Source organism: Hymenobacter setariae (assembly GCF_007713685.1).
GTDB classification, from domain to species: domain Bacteria; phylum Bacteroidota; class Bacteroidia; order Cytophagales; family Hymenobacteraceae; genus Hymenobacter; species Hymenobacter setariae.
Window position 1 is genome coordinate 355,026 of the sequence record NZ_VMRJ01000006.1, and the last position, 16,897, is coordinate 371,922.

Consider the following 16,897-nt stretch of genomic DNA (forward strand, 5'->3'; position numbering starts at 1 on the left):
ACTATGGAATTTCAAAGTGTTCCCGGCTATTTCGCGCTGGGTACTATGCAGGCCCCCAATGGTAAGCTCCTTGACATGACAGCTGACTTCCTGGCTAAGGGCTATTGGAGCCACGACCATAGCGGCAAGGTTGATGTAGAGAAGCGGGTGCGTGGGATGCCAGTTGGAGCGAGGGTAGCGCTCAAGTCATCCTTTGTCAGCGGTAAGAAGGGGCAGAAAGTGGGCATGGTGCGCATTAAAGGCTTGGGCACCGTCACGCAGAACCCGAAAGACGGCATGCAAGTGCAGGTAAAATGGGACCCGGATTTCAAACCTTTTGAGCTACCCGTGGGCTACCGGCATACTATTTCCCAGGTGAATAAGCCAGAAAATTTGCAGGCTATTTTCTATGGGAAGCCGCTGCCTGAGAAGGCTGGCAACATAACCCCTAAAGCGGAGTCGGGAAGCGCTGAAAAGCAAATTGTTATTGTACACCCTTTAAACCAGATTTTGTATGGGCCGCCCGGTACGGGCAAGACTCATGCGACTATGGCTTGGGCCGTGGCATTGCTTGAGGGCCGAGAATTTCAAGAAGTGGCTGATGAGTACGACGACAAACGGTCGGAACTGCTGGCACTGGTCGACGACTACCGGCAGCGCGGCCAAGTAGAATTTGTTACGTTCCACCAATCGTTCAGCTACGAAGACTTTGTGGAAGGCATTAAGCCAGAGCCTGCCAAGAATGGACAGCTAAGCTACGCAGTAGTTGATGGAGTGTTTAAGCGCCTGACGCGAGAAGCCCGGCAAGTATGGCAGGCGACACAAGTGGGCCAGCCCGACGTAGCTCCGCTGGCAGTAGAGGCGTCTTTTGATGAATCATATGATGCTTTTCTCGAGGCCCTACGTCAGCAAGTGCAGCAGGGACAGCGCCCACGCCTGCACACCCGCCAGGGGCATCCGGCTGATGTGCTGAAGGTAGATGCAGATGGTACGTTGACGCTGGAACACGTGAACAGTGCCCAGATGAAGCATCGAATTGGCCGTGAATGGATTCGTGGCATTTATGCCAAGTATGACCGGGCCGAAGATATACAGCAGGTTTACCGAGAGCTACGGCTGCTCGGGGGGCCTAACGTGTCGCTGCAATGGGCTATTTTCAAAGGGCTAAAAGACTTTGAAGCTGCGCACCAGCCCGCAGTAGCCGACGTGGAAGCTGCCGAAGCTGCTCCGCTAAGCAAAGTGGCGCAAGAAGCGCCACGCTACGTGTTGATTGTGGATGAAATCAACCGTGGCAATGTGGCCAATATTTTTGGGGAGCTGATTACGCTGCTGGAAGAGGATAAGCGAGTGGACGGGGAGAATGAGCTGACACTTACACTGCCCTACTCGAAGGCTGGATTTAAAGTGCCGCCGAACCTTTACCTGCTCGGGACCATGAATACTGCTGACCGCAGCGTAGAGGCCTTGGACACTGCCTTACGGCGGCGCTTCGCCTTTGTGGAAACGATGCCGCAGCCTGAACTACTAGACCCACTAGGCGAGCCTACCGACGCTGAGCACGTCGACCTGAGCAGCTTGCTACGAGTGATAAACGAGCGGCTAGAATACCTGCTGGACCGGGATCACCAACTGGGCCACGCCTGGCTGCTGGACGTAGCCGACTTGGTCGACCTACGACGCATCTTCCGCAATAAAATCATTCCGCAATTACAGGAATATTTTCATGGTAACTGGGGCCGCATTGGGCAGGTGCTAGGACAAGCATTTGTGCAGGCGAAAACTAGTTCGGCGGGCCTAATGCCTGGTTTTGACGACGAAACGGGCAGCGCGGAGGACCGTACAGTGTACCATATTCCGCTGGATAAAGAATGGTCGGCGAAAGCCTTTCGGGATATTTATCAGACAGCTTAATCGACTTTACTATGAGTCGACCGGCCATGCACATAGTTGCCTACGAGCACCAGCGGGTGCGTGTCACGTCGGACCAGCAACGCCGTCTGCTGCAATTGCAGGAGCAGCATCGCGCCTCCTGGTTTACGGCTGGGTACCAGAGCTTACAGCTATCGAGCTACGTAGGCGTGATTCAACTACCCGGCCTCACACTGGAGATTTTACCGAAAGCAGACGACCCTGGCCGAACAGCCAATATGACGTTGCGGTGGCGCCAAGTGCTGCTACAGATGTTGCAAAGCGTGTATGAGCTGCCCGTCGCGGTACCTAACGCGGCGCAACTAGCTGACGCACCACACGCCATGCTAGACTTGTTCATTGCTGCTTTCGTGAAAGCTGCCGATAAGCTGCTACAACAAGGCTTAGTGAAGCGTTACCGCACGAATGAGAGTAACCGTACCGCGCTGAAAGGGCAATTACTATTTGCGCAGCAACTGCGTGTGAATCTGGTGCATGGCGAGCGGTTCTTCACCCGTTCCCAAGTCTACGACGTATTTCATCCACTGAATAGCCTACTTCGGATGGCCCTGGTGGTGGCCGCGGACGTAGCTCACGGGGCTGCCTTGGCTGCCCGAGCTCGAACACTGCTGCTGCACTGGCCCGAGTTGCCAACTGTATCTATCCCGGAGAGTATGCCAGTCTTGGGGCGTAAGACAGTGCCCTATCGACCAGCTCTTGAGTTAGCGCTATTATTGCTGCGACAACATAGTCCAGCCCTTCGGGGTGGCTCAACGGAAGCCGTTGCGCTACTATTCGATATGAACCGGCTGTTTGAAGGGTATGTAACCAAGCAATTGCGCAAGGCAGCCGGAACAAAGGCCACTGTAAAAGCTCAGAACCAACAACATTTTTGGGGGGCGGTGAAAGTGCGGCCGGACATTGTGGTCACAGTAGGCGAACGGAGCTATGTGCTAGATACCAAGTGGAAAATCCCGAAGAATAACCGCCCCGCTGCCGCTGACTTACAGCAGCTGTACGCCTATTGTCATTTGTGGAAGGCCCAGCAAGGGCTTCTAGTTTATCCTAATGCTGATGGCAAGAAAGCGCACCAAGGCCAGGATTATCAAGCTAGTCAACTGATGCCAAGCCTGCCCATTCATGGCACTGTTTATTTCGCCGGAATTTTATCGGATTCCCAAGGCATTAATAAGGAGTTTGGACAGCAACTGTTGAAGCATTTCTTGGATTTACCGTAAAATGATAGCTGCTACTATAATAAGGCATGGCTAGCGGCATCTAATACCTCATTATCAAAGCCTTTTAGGTAGATTCGTGTGGTAGCTTCGCTATCGTGTCCCATCATCTCACTAATCTGGGCAATTGGTACACCTGACTGCTTAAGAACTGTGGCAAATGAATGCCGGGCTACATAGGTGGTAAGCGGTGTTTCAACTTGTGCCAGCACGGCTAGCTCTTTAAGGCTACGGTTTGTTTGACGTAATACTTTCTGTACGCGGTGGTCGCGCTGCTGCTCAGTTTGGTGAAAATCGCTCAAAATGGGGAATATGTACAGAGAGGTAGCATTCCGAGCCAAGTTGCGATAGTAATCTAAAATTTCCTGTGCCGGGGCAAGAACGTTTACGTTGAAATTCTCTTTGGTTTTACGGCGTGTATAGAAGATACGCTCATCTCGGAAGTCCTTCCATCGCAGGTAAGCCATATCAACAAAATTGATACCGCGGCAGTAAAAGCTAAATAAGAAATATCGGCGAGCTTGTTCTTGAGCAGGATTGCCAGTTAAGTCTAAATCTTTGATGCGTTGTAACTCAGCTTTAGAAATAGCGCGGCGAGTTGTCTCAATACGCCTGAATTTGGCGAAGCTAACCCCTTTATATGGGTCATAATCATCTGCTACTACCTCTTCTTTGCGTGCGTTATTAATAAGCGTTTTAAACGTTCGCAGGTAAACGAAAAAGGCGTTTGGTTTGGTACCACGCTGCAAATGATACTCTTCCCAACGAGTAAGAAAGGCATGGTTTACCTCGGAAAAACCAAAATCCTTTTCATTGCGATAGGCCATAAGGCTTTTCTTCGTAGCGTAGAAGATGTCGGCATAGCCTAATCGGTCGGTGGCTCGCAAGCGAGCTACCCATTGGTCAAAGTAGCCGAATACAGTTTCACGAGTCTGAATTTTGCCTAGCTTAGCCTTAACGGTTTCAAGAGTGTAAGGCTTATTATTATTCTCAAAATCAAGTATAGCTTTTTCCGCCTCCTGTTCAGCTTTATCTATCGCTCTCTTGATTTCAAGGTAAAGTGGGTGCTTGCGTTTAGGACGATTTGCCTTCGTATCCCAGTCTTCAGCTTGGCAGTTGATACCTAAGCCAATTTTTAGCTGCTTGCGGTCGCGGGTGAGGCGCAACAAAATAGGATGCTCTCCGCTCTTGAGCGTTTTAGAGGTATATAGAACAGCCTTGACGGTGGTTTGCATAGCCCTTTGCTGGTGTAAACATGGTGTAAACAAAAGTAGCAAACGATAGCAAGTTTAAGCAGATAAAGCCAAGCATTATAAGTTAAAATTGCTGATATACAGGGTGAAACAAATTGAAATAATTAGAAGCAATTAATGTTTAATTGCATGGCATGCAAGAGGTCATCGGTTCGACTCCGATATTCTCCACTCTGTTTACAAAAAAGGCACCTCGCAGGAGGTGCCTTTTTTGTTTTTGGTCGCCTAGGCCCCTTAAACGGGCTGGCAGAATTGGCACACACCTGATAGTAGAAAATCGCGACGCTCGGCCTGAAAGCCGCCGGGTAGCTGAACTGCTGGGATGGCCACTTGGCTAAGGCAATAGGTGTGGTGGCAAGTGCCGCACTTGAAATGCACGTGATTGTCGAAGTGCGCCTGCGAGCTGCACTCGATAGAGCAGGCAGCGTAACGCAGTATATCAGTATCATCGATGACTCGGTGAATAAGGCCGTTTTGCTCGAAGCTTTTGAGCGTTCGATACAAGGTGATGCGGTCTACATCGGCCCCAATTTCTTGCTCAATCTCGGCGCCGGTGAGGGCGTAGCCTTTGCCCGATACGGCGGCCAGTACGGCCCGGCGCACGGGAGTCTGGCGCAGGCCGTGGCGCAGCAGCGTTTGGGTGAGGCGGTCGTTGGCGGCGGGCGGCGGAGTGGCGGGGACAGGAGCAATCATACGTCAAAAGTAGGAGCGATGCGACTTCTTTAAACAGCATAGGCCTGCCTAGGGTTCGCGGAGCCAGTACCTTTGCGGGGCTGCGCGCTTACCTAGGCGCCTCGTTTTACTTAAGCTTACCTAGTGATAGAATCTGTTGCCCACCGACTACTAGCGGCGCTGGGCCGGCGGCCGGGGCTGCTGGCAATACTAACGCTGGCGCTGGCCTTGCCTGTGTTGCTGCTCAACATCGGCCGGATGCCACTGCTGGTGGACGAGCCCATTCGGGCGCTGGTGGCACTGGAGATGCACTACTCGGGGCACTTCTTCCAGCCTACGCTACAAGGGCTGCCGTACTACAACAAGCCACCACTGTTCAATTGGCTGCTGATAGCGCTGTTTCGCCTCACTGGGCGGCAAGATGAGTTTATTTTGCGCCTGCCCACGGTGGCAGCGCTGTTGCTCTACACCACAGCTATCTGGCGGGTGCTGCGGCCACACCTAGGTAGCAAAACAGCGTTTACGGTGGCGCTGGCGTTTGCTACTACGGGGCGAGTATTGTTTTACGACTCGTTTTTTGGGTTGATTGACTTATGGCACGCGGGGCTTACGTGGCTGGGCTTCATGGCCATCTGGCACTACGGCGGGCGCGGGCAATGGACGCGGCTGTTTGTGGTCACTTACTTGCTCACTGCCGTGGGCTTTTTGCTGAAAGGGCTGCCATCGGTGGTCTTTCAGGGCATTGCGCTGTTGGTGTATTGCCTCGATACGCGGCAGTGGCGGCGGCTCTTTAGCTGGCAGCACGTGCTGGGGGGGCTGGTGTTGCTAGGAGTGCTAGGTACCTATTTTCTGATTTACAGCCGCCACAACTCGCTCGATGTAGCACTAAAAACGTTGTGGTCGCAGTCGAGCCAGCGCACGGTGGCCGCCCAGCCGCTGGCCGAATCAGTACGCTACGTGCTGCTGTTTCCGCTCGACTTTATTAAGCACTTTTTGCCCTGGACCTTGCTGGTACTGTGCCTAGCGCGGCCCGAACTGCGGGCAGCGGTATGGCGGCAGCCTTTTCTGCGCTACAATACACTGCTGTTTGTGGCCATTCTGCCGGTGTACTGGCTGTCGCCAGCTACTATTCCGCGCTACCTGTTTATGCTGGTGCCACTGCTGCTGACCGTAGTAATTCCGCTCTACTACCAACTGCAGCCTACCCGAGCTTGGCCTACTCGCCTGCTCGATGGCCTGCTGCTGGGCCTGCTATTGCTGAGTAGTCTGCTGGTGCTGGGTGCACCGCTGGCTCGTATTACCCCGGCGCTGGCCGGAGCGCCCCAACTCGCATTGGCCCGTTTGGTGCCTGGGGCCTGGGCCTGGAGCGTGGGGCTGGGCGTGGTGCTGCTGGGGATGGCGTATCTGTTCTGGAAGCTGACCGATTACCGGCTCCTGCTGCTGGGTTACTTTTTACTGGTGCTGCGGTTGGCGTTCGATGTATTTGTGTTTCCAGCCCGTCTCCAAACGTCGTCTGAAGTAGCGTACCGCACGGCGGCCTTGCGAGTGGGCCGCGAAACCCGGGGCCGACCGCTGATTCTGCTGCCGCATGCCAAGCTTGATGATGTGGAAGCCTTTTACATCACCCGCGAGCGGGGCCAGACCTTAGAAAGAGACTCGCTGCCGGCCCGGCCCGGCTACCTCTACCTAGGGCGAGTAAAACAGCTGCGCGGCCTGCGCTACCGCACGCTCGATGAGTTTGTCATCGACGGCAACCAGCGGTTTCGACTGGTCGAGATAGAGCACTAGCGCGTTTCGCCTCGCCATGACTAATGAGATAGAAGCAGCTAGCCTGCCCACCGAGAAAGCTCCCTTTCCTGCTTGGCGGCGCCACGCGCTGCTACTGGGCAAGCTGGCTTTTATGGCCGGCGCGCTCTGGCTAGTGGCGCGTCACCTTGACTTGCCGGCCCTCGGGCGCACACTGCGGGGGGCTCAGCCCGGTTGGCTAGCCGTGGCTACGGGGCTGTTTATCGTGTCGAAGTTGATTTCGTCCGTGCGCCTCAATCATTTTTTTCGAGCCGTCGGCATTCGCTTGCGCGAGGGTTACAACCTACGGTTGTACTGGCTGGGCATGTACTACAACCTGTTTTTGCCCGGCGGCATTGGGGGCGATGGCTACAAAGTGTACTTATTGGGGCGGCAGTTTCCGGGGCGGCGGGCCGTCATTTTTCGGGCGCTGCTACTCGATAGGCTTAGTGGGATGGTGGCGCTGCTGGTGCTGTTATTGCTCTTATTTGCTGGCACTACTTACCCTGGGTGGTGGCGCCTGGGAGCGCTGGTATTGGTGCCGCTCGGCTTGGGGCTCAGCTATGGGCTAGGTCGCTGGCTTTTTGGTGCTTTTCAAGCAGCTTTTGGGCGCACCTCGTGGCAGGCGCTGGGGGTGCAAGGAGCGCAGGTGCTGCAAGCCTGGGCGCTGCTGGCGGCCCTAGGTGCTGCCCACGGGCCAGTATTGCCCTATCTGCTGGTGTTTCTTGCTTCGTCGGTGGCGGCGGTGCTGCCGCTCACAGTAGGCGGCCTAGGGGCGCGCGAATTAACATTTCTCTACGGTGCCAAGCTGTTTGGTCTAGAGCCCGCCGTGGCGGTGAGTGTAAGCGTACTATTCTACGTCATTACGGCCATTGTGTCGCTAGGCGGCGCATTTGTGCGAGTGAGCGCCGATGAAGCTGCGCCTGCCATGCCGACCGATAGTGGGCTTGCCTCAAACGCACATTAAAGCAGTTAAATACCAGGCTTATGTTGTGAGCGCGCTACACAGCGGCATAGCTCACTAGCTCCACGCCCAGCTCGCGCAGCAAATTAGTTGCTTCTCCGCCGCGCCAGAAGTTGTATTCGGGCACGCGCATCAGTGGGGAGCCAGCGCGCTCGCTCAGGCCCGGATGGCTCATAAACTCGGCTACTTGCACGCCCGGCCGAAAGGCCGCCGCTACCCCCCGCCTAAACGCCGCCGCGCTAGCTGCCTCGGTCGAGAAGGTGGTTATCAGTGCTTCCGGCGTGCGAAAGGGACCTAGGGCCCGTTGGCTAGTCTTGGCAAAGGCTTGTAGTATTAGCCCGCGGCTATCAAATCGGCCTGCGGCCGTGAGGCGGCGCACCCGCCGCACACCTAGGCCAGCGAGTATTTGCAGCAGCGCTGGGCCCAGCAGTGGGTACTGGTGCAAGTGCTGGTGGCTGTCGGCGTGGGTTAGGCTGAGGCCAGCGGCACTTAGGCGTTTCAGTTGAGCGGCTATTTCTAGCTGTAGCTCGGTGCGCCGCACTTTGCCCCGCAAAAAACGCTGCCACAGCTGGCTAGAGCTGTAAAACTGCCCATCGGCATTTACCAGCGACGGCACCTGTGAGGCGGCACTCAGGGGCTGGCCGGCATTGAGCGTGAGGTGCAGGCCCACCGAGAGGGTAGGGGAGGCCAACTTGGCCAACTCGCGTAACTCGGCCGCGCTGGCAAAATTGGCCATGACAGTAGTACTGCTCACCTGCCCAGCCGCCCCCAACTCCAAAATAGCCTGGGTAGCGGGCGCATCCCAGCCAAAATCATCGCAGTTGATAACCAGCTTTTTCATTCAACAGGTCAAGGAGGGGCGCGCTAATGAACTGGTAACTACTAGCCGTTACTCACTAAATGATGACGCTACCTGCCGCACCACGTAGGGCGCGCGGGTGTGGCGCGAATAGTAGATATACATGCCGATTTCGGCCAGTACACCGAAGCAAAGCAGGAAAATGCCACCTAGGAGCAAGAAAAGGCTGAAAATGAATTCCAGCGGATAAGTGCCGAAAATATTGAGCCCAAAGAATATCGACCGTACCAAAAACTGCCCCGCCAGCCCGCCGCCCAGCAGCAGACTTAACAGCCCCGCCAGCCCGAACAACCGGAACGGCTTGCGCCCGTGCACGATGAAAAAGCGCAGGATGAACAAGTCGAGAATGACATAGAAGAGCTTGCTAATCTTGTAGTTGCTCTGGCCAAACTGCCGCTCGTGTATCTCTATTGGGAACTCGCAGTAGCGCAGGCCTTTGCGTGCCACCAGTGCCCCTAGGAAGCGGTGGGCATCGCCGAGCATCTCCACGTTCTTCACTAGGTAGCTGCGGTAGGCCTTGTAGGTGGCCCCAAAGTAGCGCAGTTGCACCCCCGACAGGCGCCGGATGATGCCGTGTGCTGTAGTAGCTAGCGCCGTGGCTACGGGACCCTCGGGGCGCTTGGCCTTGGCCCCGCCCACCATATCGTAGCCCTCATTGATGAGACTGATAAACTGCGGAATGTAGGCCGGGTCGTGCTGCAAGTCGCCGTCCATAGCAATGATAACCTCGCCGCGGGCACGCTCGAAGCCGGCACGCAGGCTCAGGGTTTGGCCGTAGTTGCCGGCCAAGTCAACGGCTACTAGGTGGCGGTCGTGGGCGGCCAGCTCCTGCATCAGCTTCCAGCTCTGGTCGCGGCTACCATCATTCACCAAGATGAGTTCGTAGTCGTAGCCGTGCTGGTTCATCACGGCGGCCACGCGGCTCACCAGCTGGCCTACGTTGGCAACTTCGTTGTAGAGCGGCGCCACCACGGAAATTAAACCGGCAAAAGCCGTGTTGGCAGTGGGCGTAGCGAGCGAGGGCATAGACATAAGTATCCGCAAAGGTACTAGGTGCCGGGGCGTCAGCTTTTAGGCGGCATGCAGCGTGTAGCGAAGCATCTGGCCGCCTTCATTGTTAGCATAAGGGAGCGCAGCGCCACACGCAATGTCTTGGCTGTGCGCACTGCGTGAAGGCCAGAGCCAATGGGCTTATTCGGCGTTCAGCTTGTAGAATTCTGGGCCTGGCCGCTTACCTAGGCCGTAACTTTGTAGACTATCCGATAAGCTATGCAATATCTAGAAGGCCGCCGCTATGTGGTGATGGCCATTTTTATAGTGGTGGGGTTGTTGTTTGCGGGGAGGCTGTTTTACCTCCAGGTGCTGGACGATTCTTATAAAGCTGCTGCCGACCGCAATACCCTGCAGCGACAGGTGCAGATACCCTACCGCGGCCTCATCTACGACCGGCACGACTCGCTACTGGTGCAAAACACGCCTGTGTACGACTTAGTGGTGGTGCCCCGCGAAGTGCGAGGCCTCGACTCGGCCAAGTTTTGCCGGGTGATGCAGCTTTCCATCGAAGACTTGCGTCTAGGGCTCCGCTTTGCTAAGAAGTACTCGCGGGTGAAGCCTTCGCCGCTGCTTCAAAACCTGAGCACGCCCGAGCTGGCCGCTATCAATGACCACCTCATCGACTTCCCAGGCTTTCGGGTGCAGGCGCGCATGGCGCGGGCCTACCGCACCCAAAACCTGGCCCACGCCCTAGGGTACGTAGGGGCCATCACGCCAGCCTTTCTCGAAAAGCCGAAGTACGCCAAGTACCAGCCTGGCGAAAACGTGGGCATTTCGGGCCTCGAAGCCTACTACGAATCAACCTTAATGGGCCAGCGCGGCGTGCAATACCGCTTGGTAAACGTGCGTGGCATCGACAAAGGGCCGTTCCGCAATGGACAGTTTGATACGCTCTCGGTGGCGGGGCAGGACTTACACCTCAGCATCGACGCCGAGCTGCAAGCCTACGGCGAAACGCTGCTGGCCGGGCGCCGGGGCTCCATCGTGGCCATCGACCCTAAGACGGGCGAGATACTATGCTTTGTGTCGGCGCCCCACTACGAGCCCCAGATGCTGACCGGCAAGGGCATGGGCAACCGCTACATGGACCTGCTCAAGAACCCAAACCGCCCGCTCTTCGACCGCCCCCTAATGGCGACCTACCCGCCCGGTTCGGTTTTTAAGATAGTGAATGAGTTGGTAGCCATGCAGCTAGGCGTGGTGGGGCCCAACACGGGCTTTCCGTGCAACCAGTCGCTTATCCACTGCACTCACCGCCACGAGTACCCGGCCAATCTCAATATTGCCATCAAGAACAGCTGCAACCCGTACTTCTACCAGGTGATGCGGGCGGCGGTGGTGCGTCACCAGTCGCCCAACGGCTTTGAAGATTCCCGCATAGGGCTCGGCCAGTGGCAAAAAATGGTGAAGTCCTTTGGCCTGGGTGAAAAGCTGGGCGTGGACATGGGCCAGGAAAAGCGCGGCCTCATTCCCTCGCCCGAGTACTACGACAAGCACCTAGGTTACCACAAGTGGAACTTCAAGACGGTGTACTCGCTCAGCATCGGGCAGGGCGAAATCGGTATCACGGGCTTGCAAACGGCCAATGTGATGGCCACCATCGCCAACCGAGGTTGGTATATCGCGCCGCACTTTGTGCGCAGCATCGGCAAAGAAGGGCAGCCGCTGCCTGAGTACCGCCAGCGCCACTACACGGCCGTCGATACTACGCTGTTTAAATACGTTATTCCCGGTATGTGCGAGGTGGTGGATGGGCGCGGCGGCACCGCACCACTGGCCTCGCTGCGGCAGTTTGGAATCTCGGTGGCCGGCAAAACCGGAACGGTACAGAACTCGCACGGCTTCGACCACTCGGCCTTCGCTGCCTTTGCCCCAGCCAACGACCCCAAAATTGCTATCGCCGTATTTATCGAAAATGGGGGTTTCGGGGGCAGCGCCGCCGCCCCAGCCGCCGGCCTGATGATGGAAAAATACCTGCGCGGCAAAGTGGCCAATTACCACCACCGCATGGAGGACTGGATTAAGTACGGCAACTTGACCATCAAAGCGCACCACTAGCAAACGGGCACCTAGGCCCGTGTTAAAACAGTGTATAGCCATTAAACAAAGAAAGGGACAGCCAATCGGCTGTCCCTTTCTTTGTTTAGGTACAAGCAGTAGCCATTACGCTACTTTGCTGGGTACCCTTCGTTTTGCTTCAGGTTCGGGTTTGCTGCCAGCTGGCGCTGCGGCACTGGGTACAGCGCTTTGGTTTTATCGCTGGGCCGGTGGTCCCACCACGAGGCGGTGGTGAAGGTGCCAAAGCGAATCTGGTCGGTGCGGCGCTTGCCTTCAAAAATGAATTCGCGGCCCCGCTCGGCCAGTAGCTCCGGCAGCGTGAGGGTGGCAGCGGTGTAGGTTTCTTGAGCTACATCGGATGCCTTGAAGGCCCGGCTGTGCACCTCATTAACCAACCGCAGCGCTTCGGGCACTGCTGTGCCGCCGTTTTTGCGCATCAACGCTTCGGCTTTGTAGAAGTAGATGTCGGTGAGGCGGTACATAATCCAGTCGTTGCTCCAGTACTTGGCCTCCGACTGCCGGCCGGGGGGGTACTTGTTGAAGCGGGCGCCACTGTTCTCCTCCCCGTCAATCATGGTCGAGCTGGTCTTGTTTTCGCTAGCCCGCCGAATTTCATTCACAAAAACCAGCGGTTTGCCGCGGTATTCTTCGGTGCCTTCCACCGGCTTAGTCGGGGCAGTGAGCTGGTACTGGGTGCCAATGAGCATCCAGGTGGACTTGCGCAAGTCGTTGTTTTTAAAGGCATCGTAGGCGGTCGGAATCACGACCATGCCGTTGTTGCCGTTGGCATCACCGTCATAAATCAGACGCTGGGCGAAATGGTAGAAGTCGCCGCTCCAGCCGCAACGCGTGGGCGTGGCCTGGTAATCGTAGGTGAGCTGGAAGAGCGCCTCCTTCGAGTTGTCGTTGGTGTTGTTGTAGGTAGCGGTCAGGTTCGGGTCTAGCGCCGGCGCCCCGTTGAGGCCACCGGTGGCACCCGAGCTGATTTTGTCGCAGGCGGCAATGCACTCGTCCCACTTGGCCGTGCCGGTCCATACCTCAGCATTGAGGTAAAGCTCGGCCAGCATGGCGTAGCCAGCGGCCTTCGTGATGCGCCCAATCAGCGCCTTGCTGAGGTTGGGCAGCAAGTCCACGTTATCCTTCAGCTCTTTTTCCACAAAGGCAAAGACCTCGGCCCGTGGCGCGGTGGGGGGGCTTACTGGCTCGCCTACCTTGGTTACGATGGGTACGTTGCCGTACAAGTCCATCAGCTTGAGGTAGTGAAAAGCTCGGAACACCTTGAGCTCAGCAATGAAGGCCGCCTTCTCTTGGTCCGAAACGCCGGCCCGGGTAAAGTCTACCCGCTCGAAGTCACCTAGGGTGCTGTTGCAGAAGCCAATGCCGGTGTAAATCAGCCGCCAGGGGTCCCACACAAAGTTTTCGGTGTACACCCAGCTGTGGCCGTGCTGCCGAATCCACTGGGCATCGTCGTAGCCGTGGCGGCCCTTCTGGGGCCAGGCCAGTTGGTCGGCCGACATCTCATTGAGCCGCCAGTAGCCGGTTTGGCCGGTGGGCGCCATCCAGGCGTTGGCGTGGGTATAGGGGCGCAGCACACCCGCCAGAATCTCCTGGCGGTTGTTATAAAACTTGGCGGCGTCAATCTGGCTGTAGAGCGTTTCATCCAGCTTGGTGCAGGAAGTGCCCAGTAGCAGGGTGAGCGCGCCGGTTAGCAAAAAGCTTTTAGATAATCGTTGCATAGGGGTGGGATATTAGAAACCAACGTAAAGACCGGCCGTGAAGGAGCGGGTGCGCGGGTAGAAGCCGCGCCCGTCGATGCCGGGGGCTAGGCCCGTGTCGTCCACTTCGGGGTCAAGGCCGCGGTACTTCGTGAACGTAAGCAGGTTGCGGCCCGTGAGGTAAACGCGCAGATTGCGGATATAGCTCGTGTTAAACTTGAAATTGTACCCTAGGGTCACGTTGTCGAGCTTGACAAAGCCGCCGGGCTCGAGGTAGTAGTCCGAGTACTGCAGTACGTCGTTGATTTGGTTGTTGCGCGAAATGGCATCCTGCAACACGTTGTTGGGCAGGTACACTTTGTTGCCGAAGAATACCTGCTGCAGGTTTAGGATGTCGTACTTGAACTTGCCCCGGAAGAAGAGCGTCAAATCAAAATTCTTGTACTGGAAGCGGTTATTCCAAGACATGTAGTACTTGGGCACCCCGTTGCCAATGTATGCATAGTCATCGTTGGGCGCGATTTTGTCGGCCGTCACGGCTTCGCCAGTGGCCTTGTAAAACAGCCACTTGCCTTCGGGCGTGAAGCCCGCAAAGCGCTTGCCGTAGAAGCTGCCCAGCGGCCCGCCCTCGATGGTGCGAATAGCGTTGCCGAGTGCCCCAAAGCCGCCGATGTCACCAAAGTTCAGGAACGTAGTTTTATACACGTCGTCCGAGAAAGACACCAGCTTGTTGCTCTGCGTGCTGCCCGTGAAGTCCATGCCCCAGCTGAAGTCCTTGGTCTTCATAACGGTACCGCTCAGGGTTACCTCTAGGCCTTTGTTCTCGATAACGCCCACGTTGGTGAATACCGTAGACTGCACAAAGGGTGGCAGCTGGGTGTTGAAGTTACCCAGCAGGTCCGACGTGCGCCGGCGATACACATCAATAGCACCGGTGAGGCGGTTGCCGAAGAGAGCAAAGTCAACCCCAACGTTTACCTCTTGCTTGCGCTCCCAGCGCAGGTTGGGGTTGGGGTTGTTGTTGGGGCCGTAGGTCTGGCGCCAGATGCCGTCGTCGTTCAGGTACTGGTTGCCGGTACCTAGGCGCACCACCGACTGGTAGTTCGGAATACCTTGGTTGCCGGTTACGCCGTAGCCAGCGCGCAGCTTCAGGTCATTCACGAAGGAAACTCCTTTCATGAAGGACTCTTGGCTGATGGCCCAGCCCACCGAAGCGGCCGGGAAGTCACCGTACTTATTATTAGCCCCGAAGCGCGACGAGCCTTCGTGGCGCAGAATGAACTGCGCGATGTACCTATCTTTAAACGAGTAGTTTACGCGGCCAAAGAAGGCAATGAGCTTATTATCTTCCTTGTTGCTGCCCAGCGACGCCTTACCTAGCTGCAGGAAGTTACCCGCCCCTAGGTTGTTTTCCTGAAACACGTCGTTCAAGAAGCCGCTGTTGCCCGCCTCAAACGATTCGAACACGCGGTACTGGTAGCTGTAGCCACCCAGCACCCGGAAGGTGTGGGCCTCGTTAAAGGTCCGGCCATATTCGAGTGTTGACTCGAAAGTATAGTTGTTTTCTAGGTAATTACGCTTGCGGGCGTAGGCCGTGCCACGCACCGGCGTACCGTTCAGGGTACCAATCTGCGAAAAGCGTGAGCCTGCCTGCCGGTACTCGTTGTCGTTTTGGGCATCGCGTACCACGGCGCCAAACGCCGTAGCCCGCAGGCCCTTGATGGGCTCGAGCGTAAACCGGATGTCGGCCGAAGTCGTGTTTTGGTCCCGTTGGTTGCTTTCCTGGGTGAGGCGGCCAATGGGGTTGGTCGTCGAGCCTTCCTCGTAGAACGTGCCGTCGGGGTTGTATACCGGCTGCGTGGGGTTGCGGCCCAGCGCGTTCTCAAAGTCGCCGCCGTTGCCGCCGAGTAGGTTGGCTTTGTTGAAGTTAGTAGCTAGGTCGAGCTGCGCGCTCAACATGTCGTGAAAGCCCCGCTGATTGAGACTCAGGCGCCCGCCGTACTGCTTGCGCCAGTTTTGAATCGTAATGGGGTCCGCGTTATTGTAATAGATAGAAGCCCGGTAGCTGCCCGTAGCGCTGCCTCCCGATAGTGCCAGATTGTGGTACTGGCTCAGGTTGCTCTTATTAATTAGCAGGTCGTAGAAGTCGGTCGAGGCGCCTAGGTCCTGCATTTGGCCCGACTTAGTATTGGTCGGGTCGGCGCGGTACGCCCGCCATTCGTCGGCCGTCAAGAAGCGGGGCCGCTTGGCCACCACTTCGCGCTGGATATAAGTCGAGTAGTCGAAGTGGGCCGGGCCGTTCTTGCCTTTCTTGGTCGTAATCAGAATAACCCCCGCGTTGCCGCGCGTGCCGTAGATAGCCGCCGCCGAGCCGTCCTTTAGTACGTTAAACGACTCAATATCATCTTGCTGCAGCAAGTCGAGGTTGCCGCCCGGAATACCGTCGATAACGATAAGCGGCGACAAATCACCGTTCACCGATACAATACCCCGCAGCTGAATGGCCGGGCTAGAGTTGGGGTTGTTGCCCTGGGTACGCGTCACCGACAGGCCCGCCACTTTTCCCTGAATCAGGTCTAGTGCGTTGCGCGTGCCGCCTTGGTTGAAGTCTTCCGACTTCACCGTGGCTACGGCAGAGGTCACTTCGGCCCGGCGCTGCGTGCCGTAGCCTACTACTACCACCTCGTTCAGCGACTTCACGTCCGTCTTCAAGGTCACGTCAACCGTGGTGCGGTTGCCGATAGCTACCTCCTGCGAGGTAAACCCAACGGCCGAAATCACGAGGGTGCCCGTCGCATCGGGTGCTTCCAGTGAGTAGGCCCCGTCGGCGTCGGCAGCCGCGCCGATAGAGGTGCCTTTGAGCAAGATGGTGGCACCCGGAATGGGTTTGCCTAGCTCGTCTTGCACGTGCCCACGTACTGTAAGAGCCGCTTTAATCGTTTTAGCAAATAAAGCCGATTTAATCGTTTTAGCACTTAAAGCAGGCTTTCGCTTTAATCCGGCTTGCGCCTCACTTCCGGTGGCAGAGCTAACTGTAGTAGAGAGCATGAGTAGCGCGCTCGGCAGCAACGCAACCCTTGTCGTTCTCCACCAACCAGTTGATTGGTGTAAGTGGTCAGTCATATATTAAAAAGTTGGGGTGGGAAAAATACTGCAGTTCTCTTATTGAGCTTTGCAGGCAACTACTTGTTAGTATATCGATTAGGCTAGTGAAAGCCTCTGATTTCAAACGGGCGCGGTGCTATACTTTTCTGCTTTCTTACTTACTCTATTAAGAAGTAGTAACTTTTTCTGAACTGCCAAACTTCTATTGACCAAACAGGTAATAATAGCTATGTATCTTGATAAATAGAATGATACTCTATTAATGTGCTGGAGCTTACACTAGTTTAAGCTAAGTGTAGGGCCGAAATGTA

11 protein-coding genes are annotated in these 16,897 nt (G+C 56.2%); 5 read left to right on the plus strand and 6 right to left on the minus strand.

Going from position 1 to position 16,897, the window contains the following annotated elements:
- Positions 1 to 3: 3 nt before the first annotated feature.
- Entirely contained in the window at positions 4 to 1,890 is a 1,887-nt protein-coding gene (locus FNT36_RS22160) for an McrB family protein (RefSeq protein WP_144852294.1), read from the plus strand.
- Entirely contained in the window at positions 1,848 to 3,125 is a 1,278-nt protein-coding gene (locus FNT36_RS22165; RefSeq protein ID WP_144852297.1) for an McrC family protein, read from the plus strand. The genes FNT36_RS22160 and FNT36_RS22165 overlap by 43 nt, the downstream gene beginning before the upstream one ends.
- A 14-nt stretch (positions 3,126 to 3,139) precedes the next feature.
- Here FNT36_RS22165 and FNT36_RS22170 read toward each other — a convergent pair whose 3' ends face one another.
- Both FNT36_RS22170 and FNT36_RS22175 read right to left on the minus strand, forming a co-directional pair.
- Positions 3,140 to 4,357, minus strand: a complete 1,218-nt coding sequence (locus FNT36_RS22170) for a site-specific integrase (RefSeq protein ID WP_144852300.1) — start codon at positions 4,355 to 4,357, stop codon at positions 3,140 to 3,142.
- Positions 4,358 to 4,609: 252 nt separating this feature from the next.
- Positions 4,610 to 5,068 (minus strand): Fur family transcriptional regulator, encoded by a 459-nt coding sequence (locus FNT36_RS22175; RefSeq protein WP_144852303.1) that lies wholly within the window; start codon positions 5,066 to 5,068, stop codon positions 4,610 to 4,612.
- Positions 5,069 to 5,191: 123 nt separating this feature from the next.
- Here FNT36_RS22175 and FNT36_RS22180 point away from each other — a divergent pair, with 123 nt between their 5' ends.
- Together FNT36_RS22180 and FNT36_RS22185 are read left to right on the plus strand one after the other, a co-directional pair.
- A complete protein-coding gene (locus tag FNT36_RS22180; protein WP_144852306.1) occupies positions 5,192 to 6,835 on the plus strand; it encodes an ArnT family glycosyltransferase in 1,644 nt (547 codons plus the stop codon).
- A gap of 16 nt (positions 6,836 to 6,851) precedes the next feature.
- On the plus strand, positions 6,852 to 7,799 hold the full coding sequence (locus FNT36_RS22185; protein WP_144852309.1) for a lysylphosphatidylglycerol synthase transmembrane domain-containing protein: 948 nt from the start codon (positions 6,852 to 6,854) through the stop codon (positions 7,797 to 7,799).
- 34 nt (positions 7,800 to 7,833) lie between these two features.
- Here the strand turns inward: FNT36_RS22185 and FNT36_RS22190 are convergent, their stop codons facing one another.
- Complete coding sequence (locus FNT36_RS22190; protein WP_144852312.1) at positions 7,834 to 8,637, minus strand: carbohydrate deacetylase; 804 nt, start codon at positions 8,635 to 8,637, stop codon at positions 7,834 to 7,836.
- Positions 8,638 to 8,685: 48 nt separating this feature from the next.
- Entirely contained in the window at positions 8,686 to 9,681 is a 996-nt protein-coding gene (locus tag FNT36_RS22195) for a glycosyltransferase family 2 protein (protein WP_144852315.1), read from the minus strand.
- A gap of 243 nt (positions 9,682 to 9,924) precedes the next feature.
- On the opposite strand from FNT36_RS22195, the gene mrdA reads away from it, so the two are divergent.
- Positions 9,925 to 11,766, plus strand: coding sequence for a penicillin-binding protein 2 (gene mrdA, locus FNT36_RS22200; protein WP_144852319.1), 1,842 nt, complete (start codon positions 9,925 to 9,927; stop codon positions 11,764 to 11,766).
- A gap of 110 nt (positions 11,767 to 11,876) precedes the next feature.
- Here mrdA and FNT36_RS22205 read toward each other — a convergent pair whose 3' ends face one another.
- Positions 11,877 to 13,502, minus strand: coding sequence for a RagB/SusD family nutrient uptake outer membrane protein (locus FNT36_RS22205; protein WP_144852323.1), 1,626 nt, complete (start codon positions 13,500 to 13,502; stop codon positions 11,877 to 11,879).
- 12 nt (positions 13,503 to 13,514) lie between these two features.
- Positions 13,515 to 16,604 carry a SusC/RagA family TonB-linked outer membrane protein gene (locus FNT36_RS22210; protein ID WP_317129628.1) on the minus strand — a complete coding sequence of 1,030 codons (3,090 nt, stop codon included), beginning with the start codon at positions 16,602 to 16,604 and terminating at the stop codon, positions 13,515 to 13,517.
- Positions 16,605 to 16,897: the final 293 nt, after the last annotated feature.